A 16,166-nucleotide genomic window follows, 5' to 3' on the forward strand; every position below is an offset into this window, starting at 1 on the left:
CGCAGGCCGAGACCCCCAACGACGCGAGCCCGGCTCGTCGCCTTCAGAGCTCGCCGCTTTCAGGCAGGTCAGCCGATCAAGCCCGGCACCACCGCCGGATCGTTGCGCACGACCGTGCGCCGCTTCGCTTGCCAGTCGGCGAGCTTGGCGGCAATAGTCGGGGTCCGCAACGCGTCGCGGTCGAAGAAGTGCGCGTAGCGTTTTGTCGCCAGCGCCACCTCAGCGTCCTCCGTGGCCAGTTGGGACAGTGCGGCTCCGGCGGCCGCGGCCTCGGCGGAGGGCCGCTCGACGCCGATGAGTTCGGCTCCCTCGTAGGCTCCGTCGGTGGAGACCGCCATGGCGAAGACGGTGTCGATCACCTCGGTCATGGCTCGCTGGGCGCGGCGGCCGGCGGTCGTGAGGATCCGGTCCTCGTCGAGGGTCTGTTCGAGGGCGAGCGCCTCACACGCCGCAACCGACATGCCCTGCCCATAGAGGGGGTTGAACGCCATTACCGCGTCGCCGACGACCAGATACCCGTCCGGCATCCGCTCGAGTTTCTCCCACATCCGCCGGCGACTGCCCCTGACCCTATAGGGCACGACCGGTCCCAGGAACTCGGCCTTACGGGCGATCTCCCCGACGATCGGACTCGGCGCCGCATCCAGGTGCGCCAGAAATCCGTCCACGTCCTTGGGTGGATCCTGATTCAGCATGCCCAGACCCGCGATCAGATAGACGCCGTTGTCGGCGGGCACCACCGCAGCACCCCGGCAGTTGGCCGGGTGCGGATGGGACAGCACGCCCGCCACACCGTCCGGCAGCGCACCCTCCGGAAGGTGTACCTCCACCGTCGCGTAGCCGATGTGAGATCGCATCTCCTTCTCCTCCGGCGCCTCGTAGCCGAACTCCTTCAGCCATTCGGGCGAGCGCGAGACCCGGCCGGTCGCATCGACAACGAGGTCGGCCTCGACGACCTCGCCGTCGAGCAGTCGCACGCCGGTGATGCGCGACCGGTCCTCCGACGCGGTCAGGCCGACCACCGAGGAGGTGTGCACCTCGACGTTGGGCAGAGCCAACACCCGGCCCCGGACGACATGTTCGAGCTGTGGCCGCCGCATCATCACGGTGCGGGTGCCGCTGCGCACCCGGCCTGCCCAGCCCTGGCTGCCGAAGACCGCCAGATCGGCCGGAGAATCGACCATCCGCGCGCCGGCGGCCTCGAAATCGTCGACAATGCCGGGCAATAGCCGCTCCATCGCATCCTGCCCGGCCCCCAGCAGCGCGTGCACCTGCCGTCCCTGCGGCACACCGCGCCGCGGGCCGGGCTGGTCCGGCACGGGGTCCTTCTCCACGATCACCACGCGATTCGCGTAGCGGCTCGCCGCCGCGGCGACCAGCAACCCGGACATACCGCCGCCCGCCACTACCACCGCACTGTTCACCATCCGGCTGCCTCCTCGGCGAAACCTTTGCCATTTAGATTGACCATAAATAGTATGGCATGCGACTATTTGTTTCACGTTCTTTTGGAGTAGGAGGTCCCGCAGATGCACATTCACCCTGGTGCCGAGCCCCGAACCGACGCAGAGAAGGCGGTCGTCGGTTTCCTGGACGACTGGGGGCCGGGCGCCTGGCCGCACATGCGTGACTGCTACGACCGCTGGATGACCGACAACGTGTCCTGGGAGAACACGGGCTCACCCGCGACCAAGGGCAAGCAGGAAGCCATGACGTTCCTGACCACCCTGCACGACACCCTCGAGATGGCGTACTGCACCGCCGAGCTACTCAACATCGCCTCGCGCGGCAACATCGTGCTCACCGAACGGGTGGACCGGGTGCACGGGGCCGACGGGTCGGTGCTGATCGAAATCCCGATCATGGGCACCTTCGTGGTGGAGGACGGCCGCATCGCGCGCTACGCGGACTACAACGCCGACTCTCCTATCAAAGAACGCTTTCCACGCCACCGGCACTGACTCGCCTCGACATCGAACGGTAGGACAACGTGATCGACAACGATCTGGCGAAGACCGTACGCCGACTGGCCGCGATCGAGGACATCCGCGGGCTCAAGGCCCGCTACTTCCGGTGCGTGGACCTGCGACTGTGGGAGGAGTTCGCCGACCTGTTCACCGACGACCTGGAAGTGGACTTCGCCGAATCCACCTCGCTGCCGAAGGGCAAGCAGGAATTCCTGGCCAGCGTGGCCAACCACTTCCGATCCGGATACTCGGTGCACCATGGGCACGTCCCGGAGATCGAGATCCTCGATGAGGACACCGCCACCGCCATCTGGCCGATGTACGACCGGGTGGAATCCCCCGCGGACAGTGGCTACGTCTCGCATGAGGGCTGGGGCCACTACACCGAACGCTACCGCCGGTGCGCGGACGGGAAGTGGCGCATCAGCCGCAGCCGCCTGACCCGCATCCAACGGGACGTGCTGCCCAAGCGGGTGGACACAGCATGACCACCATCGGGCTCACCCTGCCCCAACTCGGTCCCGTCGTCTCGGCATCGCTGATCCGGGACTTCGTCCAGCAGGCCGACGACATGGGCTTCGATGACCTGTGGGTCCAGGACCACTTTCTCTACGCGCTGCGCCAGAGCGGCGAGTACGGCGGGAGCGCGCAGCGCCAACCCGAGATCTACCAGTCGGTCTGGGCGCCCACCGAACTGCTCGCCGCGGTGGCCGGCTGGACCGACCGCATGCGACTGGGCACCAGCATCCTGGTCGGCGGCAACCATTGGCCCGCCCAGCTGGCCAACCGTCTGGCGACCGTCGACCGGCTCAGCGGTGGCCGACTCTCCGTCGTCGGTCTCAGCGTGGGCTGGTCCGAGGAGGAGCACCGCGCCGTCGGAGTGGATCCGAAGACCCGAGGCAAACGTATGGACGACTTCGTGCCGGCGCTGCGCGCCTGCTGGGGCGACGACCCGGTCGAGCACCACGGCCCGTTCTTCGACATCAATCCGGCGATCATGCGCCCCAAGCCCGTGACACCGCCGCGCCTGATGTCGGGGATGTACTCCGAGCCCGGGCTGGCCCGCACCGCACGCGACTTCGACCTGTGGAATCCCGGCTCGATCCCGATCGATGCGGTGGTGGCGACGCTGGCCAGGATCAACGACCGGAGACCGGCGGGCAAGCCCGAGGTCGGCGCGATCTATCGCCTGGCCCAGCAGTCCACCGCGGGCGCGCGGATGACCGTCGACGAGATGACCGAACGGGTCGGCGAATGCGCCGCCGCCGGTCTCGACGGTGTCGTCGTGGAGACCAACTTCTGTTCCGAGATCACTGCACCCGAAGCCTGGCTCGACGTTCTCGGCAACCTGAAGCCGCTGATCGACGCCGCGCACGGGTGAGAAGCCCGCCATCAGCCGGAGGACCATTCCGATGACCACCACGACCGCCGAACGTCTGGTCCTGCGTGCCTCGACAGTGCGCCCGATCGCCGACGACATCATCGAGATCACCTTCACCCACCCGGACAAGCAGCCGCTGCCGGGCTGGGAACCGGGCGCGCATATCGAGTTGCGGTTGCCCTCCGGCCTGTCCCGGCAGTACTCGCTGTGCGGCGATCCGGCGGATCGGTCCTCCTACGTCATCGCCGTACTCCGGGCGGAGAACGGGCGTGGCGGGTCCCGCGAGGTACACGAAATCGCTCGCGCCGGACGGGAATTCGATGTCCGGGTGCCGAGGAACAACTTCCCGTTCGTCGAGGCCGACTCGTATCTGTTCGTCGCGGGCGGCATCGGCATCACGCCGATGATCCCGATGCTCGAGCACGCCCGTGCCCGCGGCGCGCAGTGGCTGTTGGTCTACGGCGGCCGCAGCGCCACCTCGATGGCCTATCGCGAATCCCTGGCCGCCCTCGGCGAGCGGGTCGACGTGTGGATCGAGTCCGAGTGCGGCTACCCCGAGCTGCCCGCGATTCTCGGTCGGGCCGTGCCCGGCACCCAGGTCTATGTCTGCGGCCCGAACGGGATGATCGACGCGGTGGCCGCGGAATACCCGCAGCACACCCACCTGGGTGGCCTGCACTTCGAGCGATTCGGCGCCGCCGGACCGATCGACACCGCGGGCGAGGTGTTCGAGGTGAAACTGCGGCAGACCGGGGTCACCTTCACGGTGGCCGAAGGATGCACGATCCTCGAGCAGGTGCACAAGGTCCTGCCCGACCACCCGAGTTCCTGCGAGGAGGGCTACTGCGGCGAGTGCGAGGTTCGGGTGCTGGAGGGGACGCCCGATCATCGCGACGACTACCTGACCGAGGACGAGCAGGAGAACGGCGACATGATGATGATCTGCGTCAGTCGCTGCAAGGGCCCGAAGCTGGTCCTCGACTTGTGACGCCGGGGGCATCACCCTCGGCACATCGCCCCTCCCGAGAGGTGGTGGACACCCATGCTCACGTCCAATACTCTAGACATAGATGATTTATGTCTCAGCTATTTTTGGAGGAGTTGTGGTGACTCACACGGCGGAAGCCGGGACCTGCCCGGTGGCCACGTTCGACGATCTGCTTGCGTTACGGCCGGATGTGGTGCGCTGCCCCTACGGCGCCTACGCCGCCCAGCGGAACGCCGAGCCGGTGGCCTACAGCGACCGGCTCGGCGGCTGGCTCGTCACGCGATACAACGACATCCTCGAGGTGCTCCGCGATGCGGAGACCTACTCCAACCGCCTGGCCAGCGGCCCGAGTTCGGTCTCCGGCCTGGCGCAGCGCGTGCTCGAGGACGACTCGCTCCCCGAGCGCACCCGCAGGGCCGCGGCGCGGCGCGTGGAACTCGCCAAGGCCCGCGTCCTGCTCTTCGCCGACCCGCCGTTGCACAAGCGCCAGCGTGCCCTGGTCAACGCCGGCTTCACCCCCAAGCGGGTGGCCGAGATGGACACCGCCGTAACCGAGCTCGTCGACGATCTCATCGCGCGGTTCCCCACCGACGAACCATTCGACATCGTCCCCGCGTTGAGCCTGCCCCTCCCGATGACGATCATCGCCCGGATGCTGGGTGTGCCGACGGAGCGGATGGAGACCTTCAAGGGCTGGTCCAACGCCTTCACCCGCGGTGTCGGTGCGCTCGAGCACGACGTGGACGCCGTCGTGGAGATGTTCGACCAGGTCGATGAGTTCTACGACTACTTCACCGACGAGCTGAACAAGCGCCGCGCCGCCCCCGTCGACGACCTGCTCAGCGATCTGATCGCCGCGCGCCTGGACGGTGCGGAACCGCTCGACGAGGCCGAGCTGCTGCAGATGCTCGTGCAGTTCCTCGTCGCAGGCAACGAGACCACCACCAACCTGCTTACCAGCGCGGTCTGGAAGCTCGCCGGAGACCAGGAGCTGCAGGAGCGCCTGCGCCAGAGCCCGGCCGAGATCCCGGACTTCGTCGAGGAGGTGCTGCGCCTCGAGCCGCCGGTGCAGGGCATCTGGAGGGTAGCGACCAAGGATGTCGAGATCGGCGGTGTCCGCATCCCCGCGGACAGCTTGATCTACCTCGTCACCGGTGCCGCGAACCGTGATCCGGAAGCATATCCGGAGCCCGACGCGCTCGAACTCGACCGCGGACGTGCCCGGCACCTGTCGTTCGGCCGCGGCGAACACGCGTGCCTCGGCATGAACCTGGCCAAGCTCGAGGCCAAGCTGGCGCTGGGCGCACTGTTGGCCCGCTGCGCGCGCATCGAGCTCGCCGATGCCGATTCCGATTCCGAGATCGCTTTCCACCGCAGCTTCGTCCTGCACGGCATGCCGTCGCTTCGGGTGCGGGTGCGCTGAGAGAGCACGAAGGCCGGGGCACCGTTTTCCAACGGTGCCCCGGCCTTCGTCGTCACGCCTCAGCAGGACCGGAAGTCCGGTGCGCGCTTTTCGAAGAACGCCCGTGCGCCCTCACGCGATTCCGCGGACCGGAACGCGAGCGACTGACCGAGCGCCTCCGCTTCGATCGCATCGGCGAAGGACCGCTGGTACGACGCGTTGAGCTGCTGCTTGATCACCGACAGCGCGCGGCGCGGGCCCGCCGCGAGTCGATCCGCCCATTCCTGGACCGTCGCGTCGAGCGTGTCGTCGGGCACACAGCGGCTGGCCAGCCCGAGCCCGGCGGCCTCGGAGCCGGGTAGTCGGCGGGCAAAAAGCATGATCTCCTTCGCGCGACCCAGGCCGATCAATCGCGGCACCAGCCACGATCCGCCACCGTCGATGGCCAGTCCGCGCTCGGCGAAGATCTCGCCGAACACCGCGCTCTCACCGACGACGACCAGATCGGCGCACAGTGCGAGGTTGGCACCGAATCCGATGGCGCCACCCCGTACCTTCGCGATCACCGGCAAGGGCAGCCGGTGGATCAGATCGCACAGCTGCCCCACCCGGCGCATGAAGGTGAGCTCGTCGGGCTCGATGCGCTCGGCCAGGTCCATACCGGAGCAGAACGAGGAGCCCGAGCCGGTGAGCACGACGACGCGGCAGGCGTCGTCGGCGGCGATCCGTTCCAGGGCGGTGATCGCAGCGTCGACCATAGCCTTGTTCAGGCCGTTCTTGCGCTTCGGCCGGTTCAGTGTCACGGTCGCGACACCGGCGGCGTCGATGTCGACGAGTACGGGATCGTCCTCAGACATGGGCGTCCTCCTGCAGCAGCAGCGAGGCGAACCGAGCACGATGCGCCGCGGGCACACCGAAGAGCACTTCGAGCGACTTCGCGCGGCGCAGGTACAGATGAGCATCGTGTTCCCAGGTGAACCCGATGCCGCCGAGGATGTGCAGCGACTCGTCGGCCACCAGGACGGCCGCCTCACTGCACCGCGCCTTGGCCATGCTGGCCGCGACGGCCAGCGCCCTGGCCCGATCCGCGGTCGGCTCGGCCAGATAGTCGTCACCCGCACGAGTCGCGACGTCGAGTGCCGAGCGGGCCAGCTCGAGCGCCATCAGCAGATCGACGAGGTGATGCTTGATGGCCTGGAACTGCCCGATCGGGCGATCGAACTGGATTCGTTCCTTCGCCCAGTGCACCGCCGCGTCGTGGCACTGTTGTGCGATCCCGACCTGTTCGGCCGCGACTAGCACCAGGGTCAGATCGCGGGCTGCCTGCACGTCCACCCCGACCCCGAGCACGGTGCCCTTGGCCTGGGCCAGGTCGACCGCGGTGAGCCCACGTGTCAGGTCGAGCCCGGGCCTACGCCGGCGAACCACACCCGGCCCCGTCGCCTCGACCGCCGCGACGACGGACTCGTCACCGCAGCGGGCCGGTATCAGTAGGACGTCGGCGTCGGCGCCGTCGAGCACGAACTCGGCGCGCCCGGTGACGCGTGCGTCCGCACCCGGCGCCGCCTGCCCGTCCACGACGAAGGCCGGGTCGGCAGTGGGCGCGGACGCGTCCGACCATACGACGGACGCGGTGACCGCACCCTCGGCCATACGTGCCAGCAGAGCATCAGCGGCATCGGTGCCGACGACCCGCAACAGCGTGGTCGCGCTGCCCAGCGAGGACAGCCCCGGCACCACCGCCAGCGATCGCGCCAGCTCCTCGAGGACGAGCGCGACCCCACCGAGGCCCGCACTCGCGTCGTCATCCTGCTCGGGCAGCAGCAGGCCGGCCAGGCCCATCTGCTCGGTCAGCACCTTCCACAGCCGCACGTCGAGGCGGGGGCGTCCCGCCTCGTCCATGGATTCCCGCGGTCCCGAAGCCGCCGCGTCCCGGACCGCGCGGGCCAGTTCTCGGCGCTCCTGAGCATCGATGCCCATGGTGTTTCCCCTATTCCGTTCGCGCACGGGCAGCCACCGGCGAGCGACCCGCCCTGGTCGGCAGCGCGATCATGGCGGTCCCCGGCATAACATCGGCGCCCCGCTGGTTGCGGGCGTAGGTGGTCAGCTCGACGACGTGTTCGCCGTCCTCGGTCACCGATTTGCCGGTCACCTCGCCACCGAGGGTCACCACGTCGGACAGGTAGACGAAGCCGCGGTATTGGGCGCTGCAGGAGACCACCCAGCCGTTGTCCCCGCACCAGTTGGTCAGCAATTGCACCTGCCAGCACTGCCGCTGGAAGCCCACGTCGTACTGGAAGGCGACGCCCATCGCGCTGGCGGCTGCCTTGTTGTAGTGCACCGCGTAGATCGGCTCGCTCGAACCCATCACCGGGTCGCGGAACGACCACGCCGGATGGGCCTGGTAGTCGGCGAGCGCGGCCGCGTGCGCCTTCAGTCGCGGTATCGGGGTGCCGCCGCCGGCGATGAACGCCACCTCGTCGGTGAGCCCGATCGGGCCCTTGGTGAGGGTCTGGACCTGCTCGCCGACATCGACGTCCTCCCAGAGGCGCGGCTCGGCGCCGCGGGGCTGCTCAGCGAGCACCTGCCGCTCGACCTCGGCAATCTCCTCCTCGGTCCACGGGTGCGGCAGCTCCAGGGGCGGCCCGGCGCTGTCGCTCACCTTCTGCCTCGACCGCGACTTGGCCGAGCCGCGCTCGAAATTCACTACCTGCCAGTCTATTTCGGCCACCAGCTCGCCGTGCTGGTTGCGGTAGCTGTTGACGAAGTGGTCGGTCACCATGCGGCCGGCGAACTTGCTCGGCCGCGGTCCGGTGAAGCCGTCGTACCGGCACGTCGCGGCGATCTTGTCACCCCAGTACACCGGCTGGTGGAACCGCGCCTGGGTGGCGTTGTGGAAGGCGCCGAGCCCGGGCCAGCCGAACTGGATGCCGGAGAAGCAGCCGATCACGAACGATGGGGGCGCCACCGGGGCGCCGTAGTCGGACCCGGCCGCCCGCGCAGGATCGGTCCACAGGGTGTTGACATCGCCGATGCCACCGACGAACTTCGTCACCGCGATGCGGGTGGCTTCCTCGTTGTTGACCGAGTGGTCGATCCGCAGGTTTACGCCGGCGCGGGCTTCCATGGACGCGATCATCTCGTCGGTGATGACCGCCTCGGGCATCTTGGCTTCAGTCGTGCGATCGACCGAAGGCTGCTGCACGGCTGTCACTTCGAGCCCTTCCCGGGATTGGCGGTCCAGCTGTTCGCACCGGCGGGCACGCCCGCGTCGGCGACCGCCTTCTCCAGAGCGTCGAGAGTCCAGCGGCCGTCGGTCATCAGCTTCCACTCCGGATCCTTGGTCCAGGGGCGGATGCGCTGCACGCGCGAGCCACCGACCAGGAAGACCTCGCCGGTGAGCTGGCAGTTCGGGGAGAGTAGGTAGCCGACGAACGGCGACACGTTGGCCGGGTCGAAACGATCGAACTCGCCTTCCTTGCCTGCCAGCGCGTCACCGAAGGCGCCCTCGGTCAGCCGGGTGCGGGCCTGCGGCAGGATCGCGTTGACCCGCACGCCGTATCGCTGCAACTCCTTGCTCGCCACCTGGGTCAACGACGCCACCGCGGCCTTGGCCGCCGCGTAGTTGGCTTGGCCCGGGTTGCCGAAGACTCCGGACTCGCTGCTGGTGTTCACCACCGAGCCCGCCACCGCCGCGCCGGATTTGCTCCGCTCACGCCAGTACCGGCCCACCTCGCGCGTCATCACGAAGCTGCCGCGCAGGTTGACCCGCAACACGATGTCCCAGTCGGCGTCATCGATGTTGACCAGCACCCGGTCGCGCAGAATGCCCGCGTTGTTCACCAGGCCGTCCACGCCGCCGAAGGTGTCCACCGCGGTGGCGACGATGCGCGCGGCGCCGGCCGAGTCGGCCACGTCGTCACCGTTGGCGACCGCGCGGCCGCCCGCGGCGGTGATCTCGTCCACGACCTGCTGGGCCGGGCCGATCGCGGCGCCGCTGCCGTCCTGGGCGCCGCCCAGGTCGTTCACTACGACGTTCGCGCCCTCGCGGGCGAACAGGAGTGCGTGCTCGCGCCCGATCCCGCGGCCGGCGCCCGTCACGATGATGGTCTTGCCATCCAGATGTCCCATCGATTCGTCCCTACTCTCGTCAGCGGCCCGCATAGGTGCGCTGTGGTTGTCCTGTCCGAACGGCATGGCGCTCATGCCGGTACGGGCTTGTCCTTGGGCAGCCCGAGCGATCGTTCGGCGACGGTGTTGCGGTGGATCTCGTCGGTACCGCCACCGATGCGCATGCCGGGCACGCTGAGCACGAACTCCGACCACGCGTAGGACGCGGGTACTCCGGTGTCCGCCACCAATTGCGGGCCGAGGACCACGGTCACCAGGTCGCTCAGCGCCTGCAGATTCGCGGTCAGCGCCAGCTTGCCCAGCGACATCTCCGGCCCGGGCACCCCGGTGGCCTTTAGATCGGCGTCGGCGCGCACGCGCATCGCCTTGGCCGAGGTCACCCCGGAATAGACCCGGGCGAAGGCTTCGAGCACCGCCGGATCGTCCTGCCTGCCAGTTTCTTTGATCCAGGCGGCAAGGTCGTCCATGCGGAACAGGCCACTGCCGCCGCTGGACGAACCGCCGATGGCGCCGCGCTCGTGCATGAGCATCGCGATCGCCACCGACCAGCCCTGCCCGACCTCACCGAGCCTGCACCAATCCGGGATCCGCACCTCGGTGAGGAAAACTTCGTTGAAGTCGGCCGCGCCGGTGATCTGCCGCAGCGGACGAACCTCCATACCCGGGGACTTCATGTCCACCACGAACGCGGTCATGTTCCGGTGCCGTGGTCCGTCGGAGGTGCGGGTCAGTACGATCCCGATGTCGGAGTAGTGCGCGCCGGATGTCCAGACCTTCTGACCGGTGACGATCCAGCCGCCGGTGTCCGGGTCCTGCTCGGCCTTGGTCCGGACCGAGGCCAGGTCCGACCCCGCCGCGGGCTCGCTGAACAGCTGGCATCCCACTACGTCGGCCCGGCGCAGGCCGAGCAGCCAGCGCTGCTTCGCCTCGGGCGACCCGAATTGCGCCAGGGTGGGCGCCACCATCCCCAGGCTGACCGACAGCGGCCCCTTGGTGGGAATGGTGTACTCCCGCTCGACTGCGGCGAACGCCTTCTCGTAGGCGACCGGCAGGCCGGCACCGCCGTTCTCGACCGGGCCGCTGATCCAGCCGTAACCGTGGTCGAACGCGGCTCGCTGGTAGTCGATCGCCGCGGTGATCTCCTCTTCGGTCGAGCCGGAGAACAGCGCGTACCGCGACTTTCCGCCGCCGGATCGCACCTGGGAGCGTCCCGCCGAGATCGAAGCAAGGAACTCGCGCGCGCCGCCGAGGAACTCCTCGAGCGTGGGAGCCACAGGATCACCGCCTTGAATAGTCTAGTACTCGACTTTTATCAGAATAGAATATTTATTACCAGATCAACAAGCGTCGATCGGTCAGAGCGATTCGAGCAGGGCTCGATAGATCGCGCGGGCCTCGCCGTCGGCCGGCTCGTCGGCGATGTGCGCCCGCAGACCGTGCAGAGTGACGATGGCTGTCTCGGCCAGCCGCCCCTGGTATTCCTCGTAAGCGGCAGTGGTCAGCTCAGCAGGCGGCGCAGGCAGGTCGACGTCGACGAACCCGCGGGCGCGGCGGAGTTCACGCGACACTGCTTCGGTCCCGGTGATCAGGTCGAATCCCCGGTTGTCCCAGTCGATCTGGGCCAGGACGGCGCGGATCTCGGCCAGCCGCGCTTTGGCGTGCTCACTGGTCAGTTCGGGTGCGATCGTCTCGGCCAGGATGGCCCGGACCCCGGCGATGACCTCGGACGGGCGCGGTCTCATGACATCCTCCGCATCGGCTCGGGCGCGGCATCGAGCAGTCCCGTCTCGCGCAGAGCGGCTCGTTCGATGCCCGTGGTGGGCGCGGCGGGACGGTCGGTGGTGCCGTCGCAGAACGCGCGCACTCCGGTCAGCGCGATCACCGCCAGCCGGAATGCCGACATCACCTGCCAGAAGTGCAATCGCTGTGGGTCCACCGCCGAGCCACTGGTTTGCGACCAGCTGTCGAGGAAGTCCGCGAGGCCCCACCGGTGGTCCAAGAAATGCTCGCGACGGTAGACCGAGCATGTGTACCAGCCCAGATCATCGTGCGGGTCACCCAGGTGCGCGAGTTCCCAATCCAGCAGCGCGACGATCTCGCTGCTGTCGACCAGGACATTGGCCGGCCGGAAGTCACCGTGCACCAGCCGCACCGGGCCGGGCGGGGGAACATGCGCGCGCAGCCAGGCGATCACCTCGCGCAGTCCCGGATGCGGCTCGAGCTCGACCCGATCCAGTTCGTGCTCCCAGCGAACCAGCTCGGCCGTGCCGGTATCGGCGGCGGGCAGGATGTCGCGCAGGCCCAGCGCGTCGACGTCGAGCGCGTGCACGCCGGCGAGCAGAGTGGGCAGCGCCGCGGCCAGCCGCAGGCGCGCCTTCTCCCCGATGCCGAGGGGGTCGGTGTCGCGCAGTACGCCGCGATGCGCCCGACCGGAGAGCCGGTCGACGATGAGGGCACCCCGCTCGAGCCGTGTGCCGTCGTCGAGCAGGTGCACCCGGGGCACCGGCAGATCGGTCGTGCCCAGCGCGCGCAGCAGCGCGAACTCGACATCCCGGGAGGTCTCGATGACACCGGTCACTGGCTCGCGCCGCATAAGCAGCGGACGCCGAACCGGGCCGTCGGGAGAGTCGATGTCGGCGTCGAAGGCCCAGTTCTCCTGCGAGCTGCCGCCGCCGAGCCGGGTCGGCTCGGTGATGTCGCGAACGCCCAGCTCGGCCAGCATGTCCAGCAGCGCGTCCCGCAGGGCGCTCATCGTGGCGCCCGGGGTTCGCGGCGCGGCGGCACGGCCTCCTGGTAGCGGCCATACCCCGGCAACACCATGTACTCGACGATGCCGTGGCCCACCGCGTCACCGCAGCGCACCCGGACCAGGTGATCCGAGCCTGCCTTGGCGTAGCGGTAGAAGTTCGCGCGGTCGGCCAGGTCCCATTCGTCATGTTCGGCGGTCAGCTCGCCCCGCCACTGGCCCTGCTTCCAGCCATTCCAGCCCTCGTAGCCGCCACCGCGCAGATGCGCGCGGCCAGGACGGGCCTGGAGTTCCAGTCGCAGTCGCTCACCGCCGTGCAGCAGCAACGTGACCGTTCCGCCGACCAGCGTCGGCGCGGCCGCGTCCTTCTCCCACTCGAGCTCGTGGTCGACGCCGACGATGACCGGGGCGTCACGCTCGTCGCCGGTCGGATAGGCGATCCCCGCCGACAGGTGCACCGGGAGGCCGGGCTCGGACTCCTGCAGATACAGGTGCACGCCGAAGTCGGGCAGTTGCAGTGGGGCGAACAGCAGCATCCGCCATTCCGGTCGCTCACCCGGGGGCCGGCCTTCGGCGCGGGGCAGCGGCCTGGTCCCCCAGGAGTGGTCTCGCTCGGCCCACCAGCGCTGCGGGGTGACCTCGAGTGTGGTGCCGTCCGGGGTACGGATCCAGCCGACGGCACGGCCGTGCTGGACGTAGCGAATCGCGTCATAGGTCGTCCGCGCCCGGCTGATCTGGAAGAACCTGCCCTCCAAGATCGGTTCGAACGAGGCGGCGAAGGTCAGCTCGAAGGTGAGGCCGGAGTCGTTGTCGGCCAACGTGAAAGCCAGCTCCCGCATCGGCTCGCGGACGTCGCAGGCGAACGGGCCGACGTGCATGCCGTGACTGTCCGGCAGCAGAGTGCGCGACAGCCGGACATTGGTCTGCCGCCCACGATGGGAGAGGCTGGCGAATGCCTCCATCACGTCCTGGTTCGGATAGCGGCCCAGGCCCAGGGTCAGCACGGTCTCGCCGGTCTCGGTGTCCTGGAAACTGACCCAGTACCGTTCGCGCCAGGACGGGTCGCTGGTCGCGACCATGGCGTGGGTCAGCGCGGTCTGATGGGTGAAGTACTCGTCCGCGGCGCTGAGGTACATGGTCATCCCTTCCGCCCCGCCTCGTGGAACGCGGCCTTGATCGACTTCTTGTCCAGCTTCTCGCCGGCGAGGGTCGGCAGCGGAAGATCGCTGATCTGCCACAGCGTGGGCACCTCGAAGTACGCGAGCGTGCCCTTGACGTGCGCGCGCAGCTCGTCGGCGTCGACCGGTTGTCCCGCGCGGTACCGGATCGCCGCCGCAAGTTCCTCACCGAGGTCGTCGTGGCGAACACCGAAGACGGCGGCTTCCACGACGGCCGGGTGACTGAGCAACGCCTGTTCGACGTGGGCGCACGCGATGTTCTCGCCGCCACGGATCACAATGTCCTTGCTGCGGCCGTCGAGGTAGAGGTACCCGTCGTGGTCCAGGTGGCCGAGGTCGCCGGTGTGCAGCCACCCCTCGGCGTCGACGGTGCCGTCGTCCAGGCCCAGATAGCCGAGCATCACCGTGGGTGCGCGCACCAGGACTTCGCCGATGCCCGCATCGTCCGCGTCGGCGATGCGCAGTTCGACCACCGGGTAGGGACGACCGACGGTGCCCGGCCGTGCCTCCAGATCGGTGTTGCCCGCGACCGTCATGAATCCGCCGGTCTCGGTCATGCCCCAGGTGTTGGCCAGGCCTCGCTCGCGCAGCTGCGGCAGCTTCGCAATCATCCGTTCCAGCAGCGTGGTGGGCAGCGGAGCGCCGCCGAGCGGGAACGAGCGCAGGCTCGACAGGTCGTGGGCGTCGAAGTCGGGGTGCTCGAGCAGCCGGACGGCCATGGTGGGGACGCCGCCCCAGGTCTGGACCCGTTCGACCTCGATCAGCCGGAGGATCTCGCCCGCGTCGAACTTGCCGGTGGTCAGCACCAGTTTGCCGCCGATGATCACATTGGTCAGCACGTTGGAGATGCCGCCGATGTGGAACAGCGGGGTGCAGACCAACGTGACCGGTTGCGGCTGAGCCTGGTCGAGATTCTGCGGCAACCGCCGCGACCGGGCCAGCAGGTTGTGCTGATTGGTGATCACCGATCGCACCGACAGCTCGACCGCCTTGGGCGCGCCGGAACTGCCCGAGGTGAACAGGATCAGCGCCGGATCGTCGAGAGCACCGTCGCGCACCGGGTCCAGACCTGCTTCGGAGTGGTTCCACAGCCGCGCCAGGTCCGCGATCGATTCCACCCGGCCGGCCGCAGCCACCAGGTCCTGATCGAACAGCCGCGGCGAATCCGTCAGCATCAGCGCCGGGGTGGTCAGCCCGAGCGCGTGCGCCATCTCCTGCCCACTCCACCAGCGGTTGGCGTACACGGGGACCGCGCCCAACCACCAACATGCCCACGTCGCGAGGGCGAACTCCGGACGGTTGTAGCAGTGCAGCACCACGTGGTCGCCGCGACAGACACCCAACCCGGCCAGGTGCTGCGCCGCCGCCGGAATCGCGTCCCGGAACGCCGGGTGCGAGATCCGCAGCTCGCCCTGGACCAGGAAGTCGCGATCGTCCCAGCGCCCCACCGAGGCGAGCATGGCAGGCAGGGAAGTCGGCGAATGCTCGTACACCCGTCCCGGATGTCCGGCGTAGTGGCCGTCCACGACGGTCTCGCCCCAGACCACCTCGGTCGTGGTATTCATGCGCCCGTCCATTGTCCCTCTCGTTTCTCGATGAATGCGTGCACCGCTTCCACCGCGTCCGCGCTGCGGTTCGACAACGCCTCCAGGTAGAAGCCGGTGTCGAGCACCTGATCGGTGGCTGTGGCCAGGACGCGGTTCAACGCGCGCTTGGTCAGCTGCGTGGCGATCGGCGGGATGGCCGCCACCCGGTGCGCCAGTTCGAACGCGGTCGCCCGCACCGCGTCGGAATCCTCCGCGAGATCGGTCACCAGGCCGAGATCGAAGGCCTCCTGACCGGTCAACGCCTCCCCCCAGAGCAGCTTCCGCTTGGCCCGTGCCAGCCCCGCGCTCAGCGGCCAGGCCACGCAGCCACCGTCACCGGCGACCAGGCCCATGTGCACATGCGGATCCGACAGCTTGGTCGTCGGCGTGGCCACCACGGCGTCCGCGGTGAACACCAGGCTGGTGGCGACGCCGAAGCTGCTGCCGTGCACCGCGGCGATCAACGGCTTCGGGAAGTCGGCGAAGGCGCGGAACAGCCTGCGGCCGTCGTCGACACCGCGCAGCAACGTGTTCAGGTCGGCGTGTCCGGCCAGGATCGTCTGGACGTCTCCGCCGGCGGAGAAGTGCTTGCCGGTCGAGGTCCACACCACCGCACGCACGCCGGTGTCGCGGGCGAGGTCGATCATCGCACCGGGGAGTTCGTTGACCAGCAGGTCGTCGAACGCGTTCAGGGTCGCCGGGCGGTTCAGCCGAAGTTCGGCGACGTGCCCGTCGGTGGTGACCGCCACAGCGTCGTAACTCATATCATGTCCTCGCAATCGACGGG

General features: G+C 68.8%; 16 protein-coding genes. 5 read left to right on the plus strand and 11 right to left on the minus strand.

Annotated elements, in window-relative coordinates; all coding sequences use genetic code 11:
- Positions 1-68: 68 nt before the first annotated feature.
- Complete coding sequence (locus ACT89H_RS06080) at positions 69-1,427, minus strand: FAD-dependent oxidoreductase (protein WP_445107510.1); 1,359 nt, start codon at positions 1,425-1,427, stop codon at positions 69-71.
- A gap of 102 nt (positions 1,428-1,529) precedes the next feature.
- On the opposite strand from ACT89H_RS06080, the gene ACT89H_RS06085 reads away from it, so the two are divergent.
- The 5 genes from ACT89H_RS06085 to ACT89H_RS06105 all read left to right on the plus strand — a co-directional run bounded on the left by ACT89H_RS06085 (position 1,530) and on the right by ACT89H_RS06105 (position 5,759).
- Positions 1,530-1,961: a limonene-1,2-epoxide hydrolase family protein gene (locus tag ACT89H_RS06085; protein ID WP_445107511.1), complete on the plus strand. Its 432-nt coding sequence runs from the start codon at positions 1,530-1,532 to the stop codon at positions 1,959-1,961.
- Between the two features lie 29 nt (positions 1,962-1,990).
- Positions 1,991-2,455 carry a nuclear transport factor 2 family protein gene (locus ACT89H_RS06090; RefSeq protein WP_445107512.1) on the plus strand — a complete coding sequence of 155 codons (465 nt, stop codon included), beginning with the start codon at positions 1,991-1,993 and terminating at the stop codon, positions 2,453-2,455.
- Positions 2,452-3,348, plus strand: coding sequence for a TIGR03619 family F420-dependent LLM class oxidoreductase (locus ACT89H_RS06095; RefSeq protein ID WP_445107513.1), 897 nt, complete (start codon positions 2,452-2,454; stop codon positions 3,346-3,348). Before ACT89H_RS06090 ends, ACT89H_RS06095 begins: the two co-directional genes overlap by 4 nt.
- Positions 3,349-3,379: 31 nt before the next feature.
- Positions 3,380-4,336: a PDR/VanB family oxidoreductase gene (locus tag ACT89H_RS06100; RefSeq protein WP_445107514.1), complete on the plus strand. Its 957-nt coding sequence runs from the start codon at positions 3,380-3,382 to the stop codon at positions 4,334-4,336.
- Between the two features lie 118 nt (positions 4,337-4,454).
- A complete protein-coding gene (locus ACT89H_RS06105; RefSeq protein ID WP_445107515.1) occupies positions 4,455-5,759 on the plus strand; it encodes a cytochrome P450 in 1,305 nt (434 codons plus the stop codon).
- Between the two features lie 59 nt (positions 5,760-5,818).
- On the opposite strand, the gene ACT89H_RS06110 is transcribed toward ACT89H_RS06105, so the two are convergent.
- The 10 genes from ACT89H_RS06110 to ACT89H_RS06155 form a co-directional block, all read right to left on the minus strand.
- Positions 5,819-6,595 carry an enoyl-CoA hydratase/isomerase family protein gene (locus tag ACT89H_RS06110; RefSeq protein WP_445107516.1) on the minus strand — a complete coding sequence of 259 codons (777 nt, stop codon included), beginning with the start codon at positions 6,593-6,595 and terminating at the stop codon, positions 5,819-5,821.
- Positions 6,588-7,718, minus strand: a complete 1,131-nt coding sequence (locus ACT89H_RS06115) for an acyl-CoA dehydrogenase family protein (RefSeq protein WP_445107517.1) — start codon at positions 7,716-7,718, stop codon at positions 6,588-6,590. Before ACT89H_RS06115 ends, ACT89H_RS06110 begins: the two co-directional genes overlap by 8 nt.
- 10 nt (positions 7,719-7,728) lie before the next feature.
- Positions 7,729-8,952 carry an FAS1-like dehydratase domain-containing protein gene (locus ACT89H_RS06120; RefSeq protein ID WP_445107518.1) on the minus strand — a complete coding sequence of 408 codons (1,224 nt, stop codon included), beginning with the start codon at positions 8,950-8,952 and terminating at the stop codon, positions 7,729-7,731.
- The gene (locus tag ACT89H_RS06125; RefSeq protein WP_445107519.1) at positions 8,949-9,869 is read right to left on the minus strand and encodes an SDR family oxidoreductase; all 921 of its coding nucleotides are present in this window, start codon (positions 9,867-9,869) and stop codon (positions 8,949-8,951) included. The genes ACT89H_RS06120 and ACT89H_RS06125 overlap by 4 nt, the downstream gene beginning before the upstream one ends.
- A gap of 71 nt (positions 9,870-9,940) precedes the next feature.
- The gene (locus tag ACT89H_RS06130; RefSeq protein WP_445107520.1) at positions 9,941-11,143 is read right to left on the minus strand and encodes an acyl-CoA dehydrogenase family protein; all 1,203 of its coding nucleotides are present in this window, start codon (positions 11,141-11,143) and stop codon (positions 9,941-9,943) included.
- Between the two features lie 81 nt (positions 11,144-11,224).
- On the minus strand, positions 11,225-11,611 hold the full coding sequence (locus tag ACT89H_RS06135; RefSeq protein WP_445107521.1) for a hypothetical protein: 387 nt from the start codon (positions 11,609-11,611) through the stop codon (positions 11,225-11,227).
- Positions 11,608-12,621 (minus strand): phosphotransferase family protein, encoded by a 1,014-nt coding sequence (locus ACT89H_RS06140; RefSeq protein WP_445107522.1) that lies wholly within the window; start codon positions 12,619-12,621, stop codon positions 11,608-11,610. Before ACT89H_RS06140 ends, ACT89H_RS06135 begins: the two co-directional genes overlap by 4 nt.
- Positions 12,618-13,757 (minus strand): Rv3169 family protein, encoded by a 1,140-nt coding sequence (locus tag ACT89H_RS06145; protein WP_445107523.1) that lies wholly within the window; start codon positions 13,755-13,757, stop codon positions 12,618-12,620. The genes ACT89H_RS06140 and ACT89H_RS06145 overlap by 4 nt, the downstream gene beginning before the upstream one ends.
- Entirely contained in the window at positions 13,754-15,358 is a 1,605-nt protein-coding gene (locus ACT89H_RS06150; protein WP_445107524.1) for a class I adenylate-forming enzyme family protein, read from the minus strand. Before ACT89H_RS06150 ends, ACT89H_RS06145 begins: the two co-directional genes overlap by 4 nt.
- Positions 15,355-16,143 (minus strand): enoyl-CoA hydratase/isomerase family protein, encoded by a 789-nt coding sequence (locus tag ACT89H_RS06155; RefSeq protein WP_445107525.1) that lies wholly within the window; start codon positions 16,141-16,143, stop codon positions 15,355-15,357. Before ACT89H_RS06155 ends, ACT89H_RS06150 begins: the two co-directional genes overlap by 4 nt.
- Positions 16,144-16,166: the final 23 nt, after the last annotated feature.

It is taken from the genome of Nocardia aegles, from assembly GCF_052545135.1.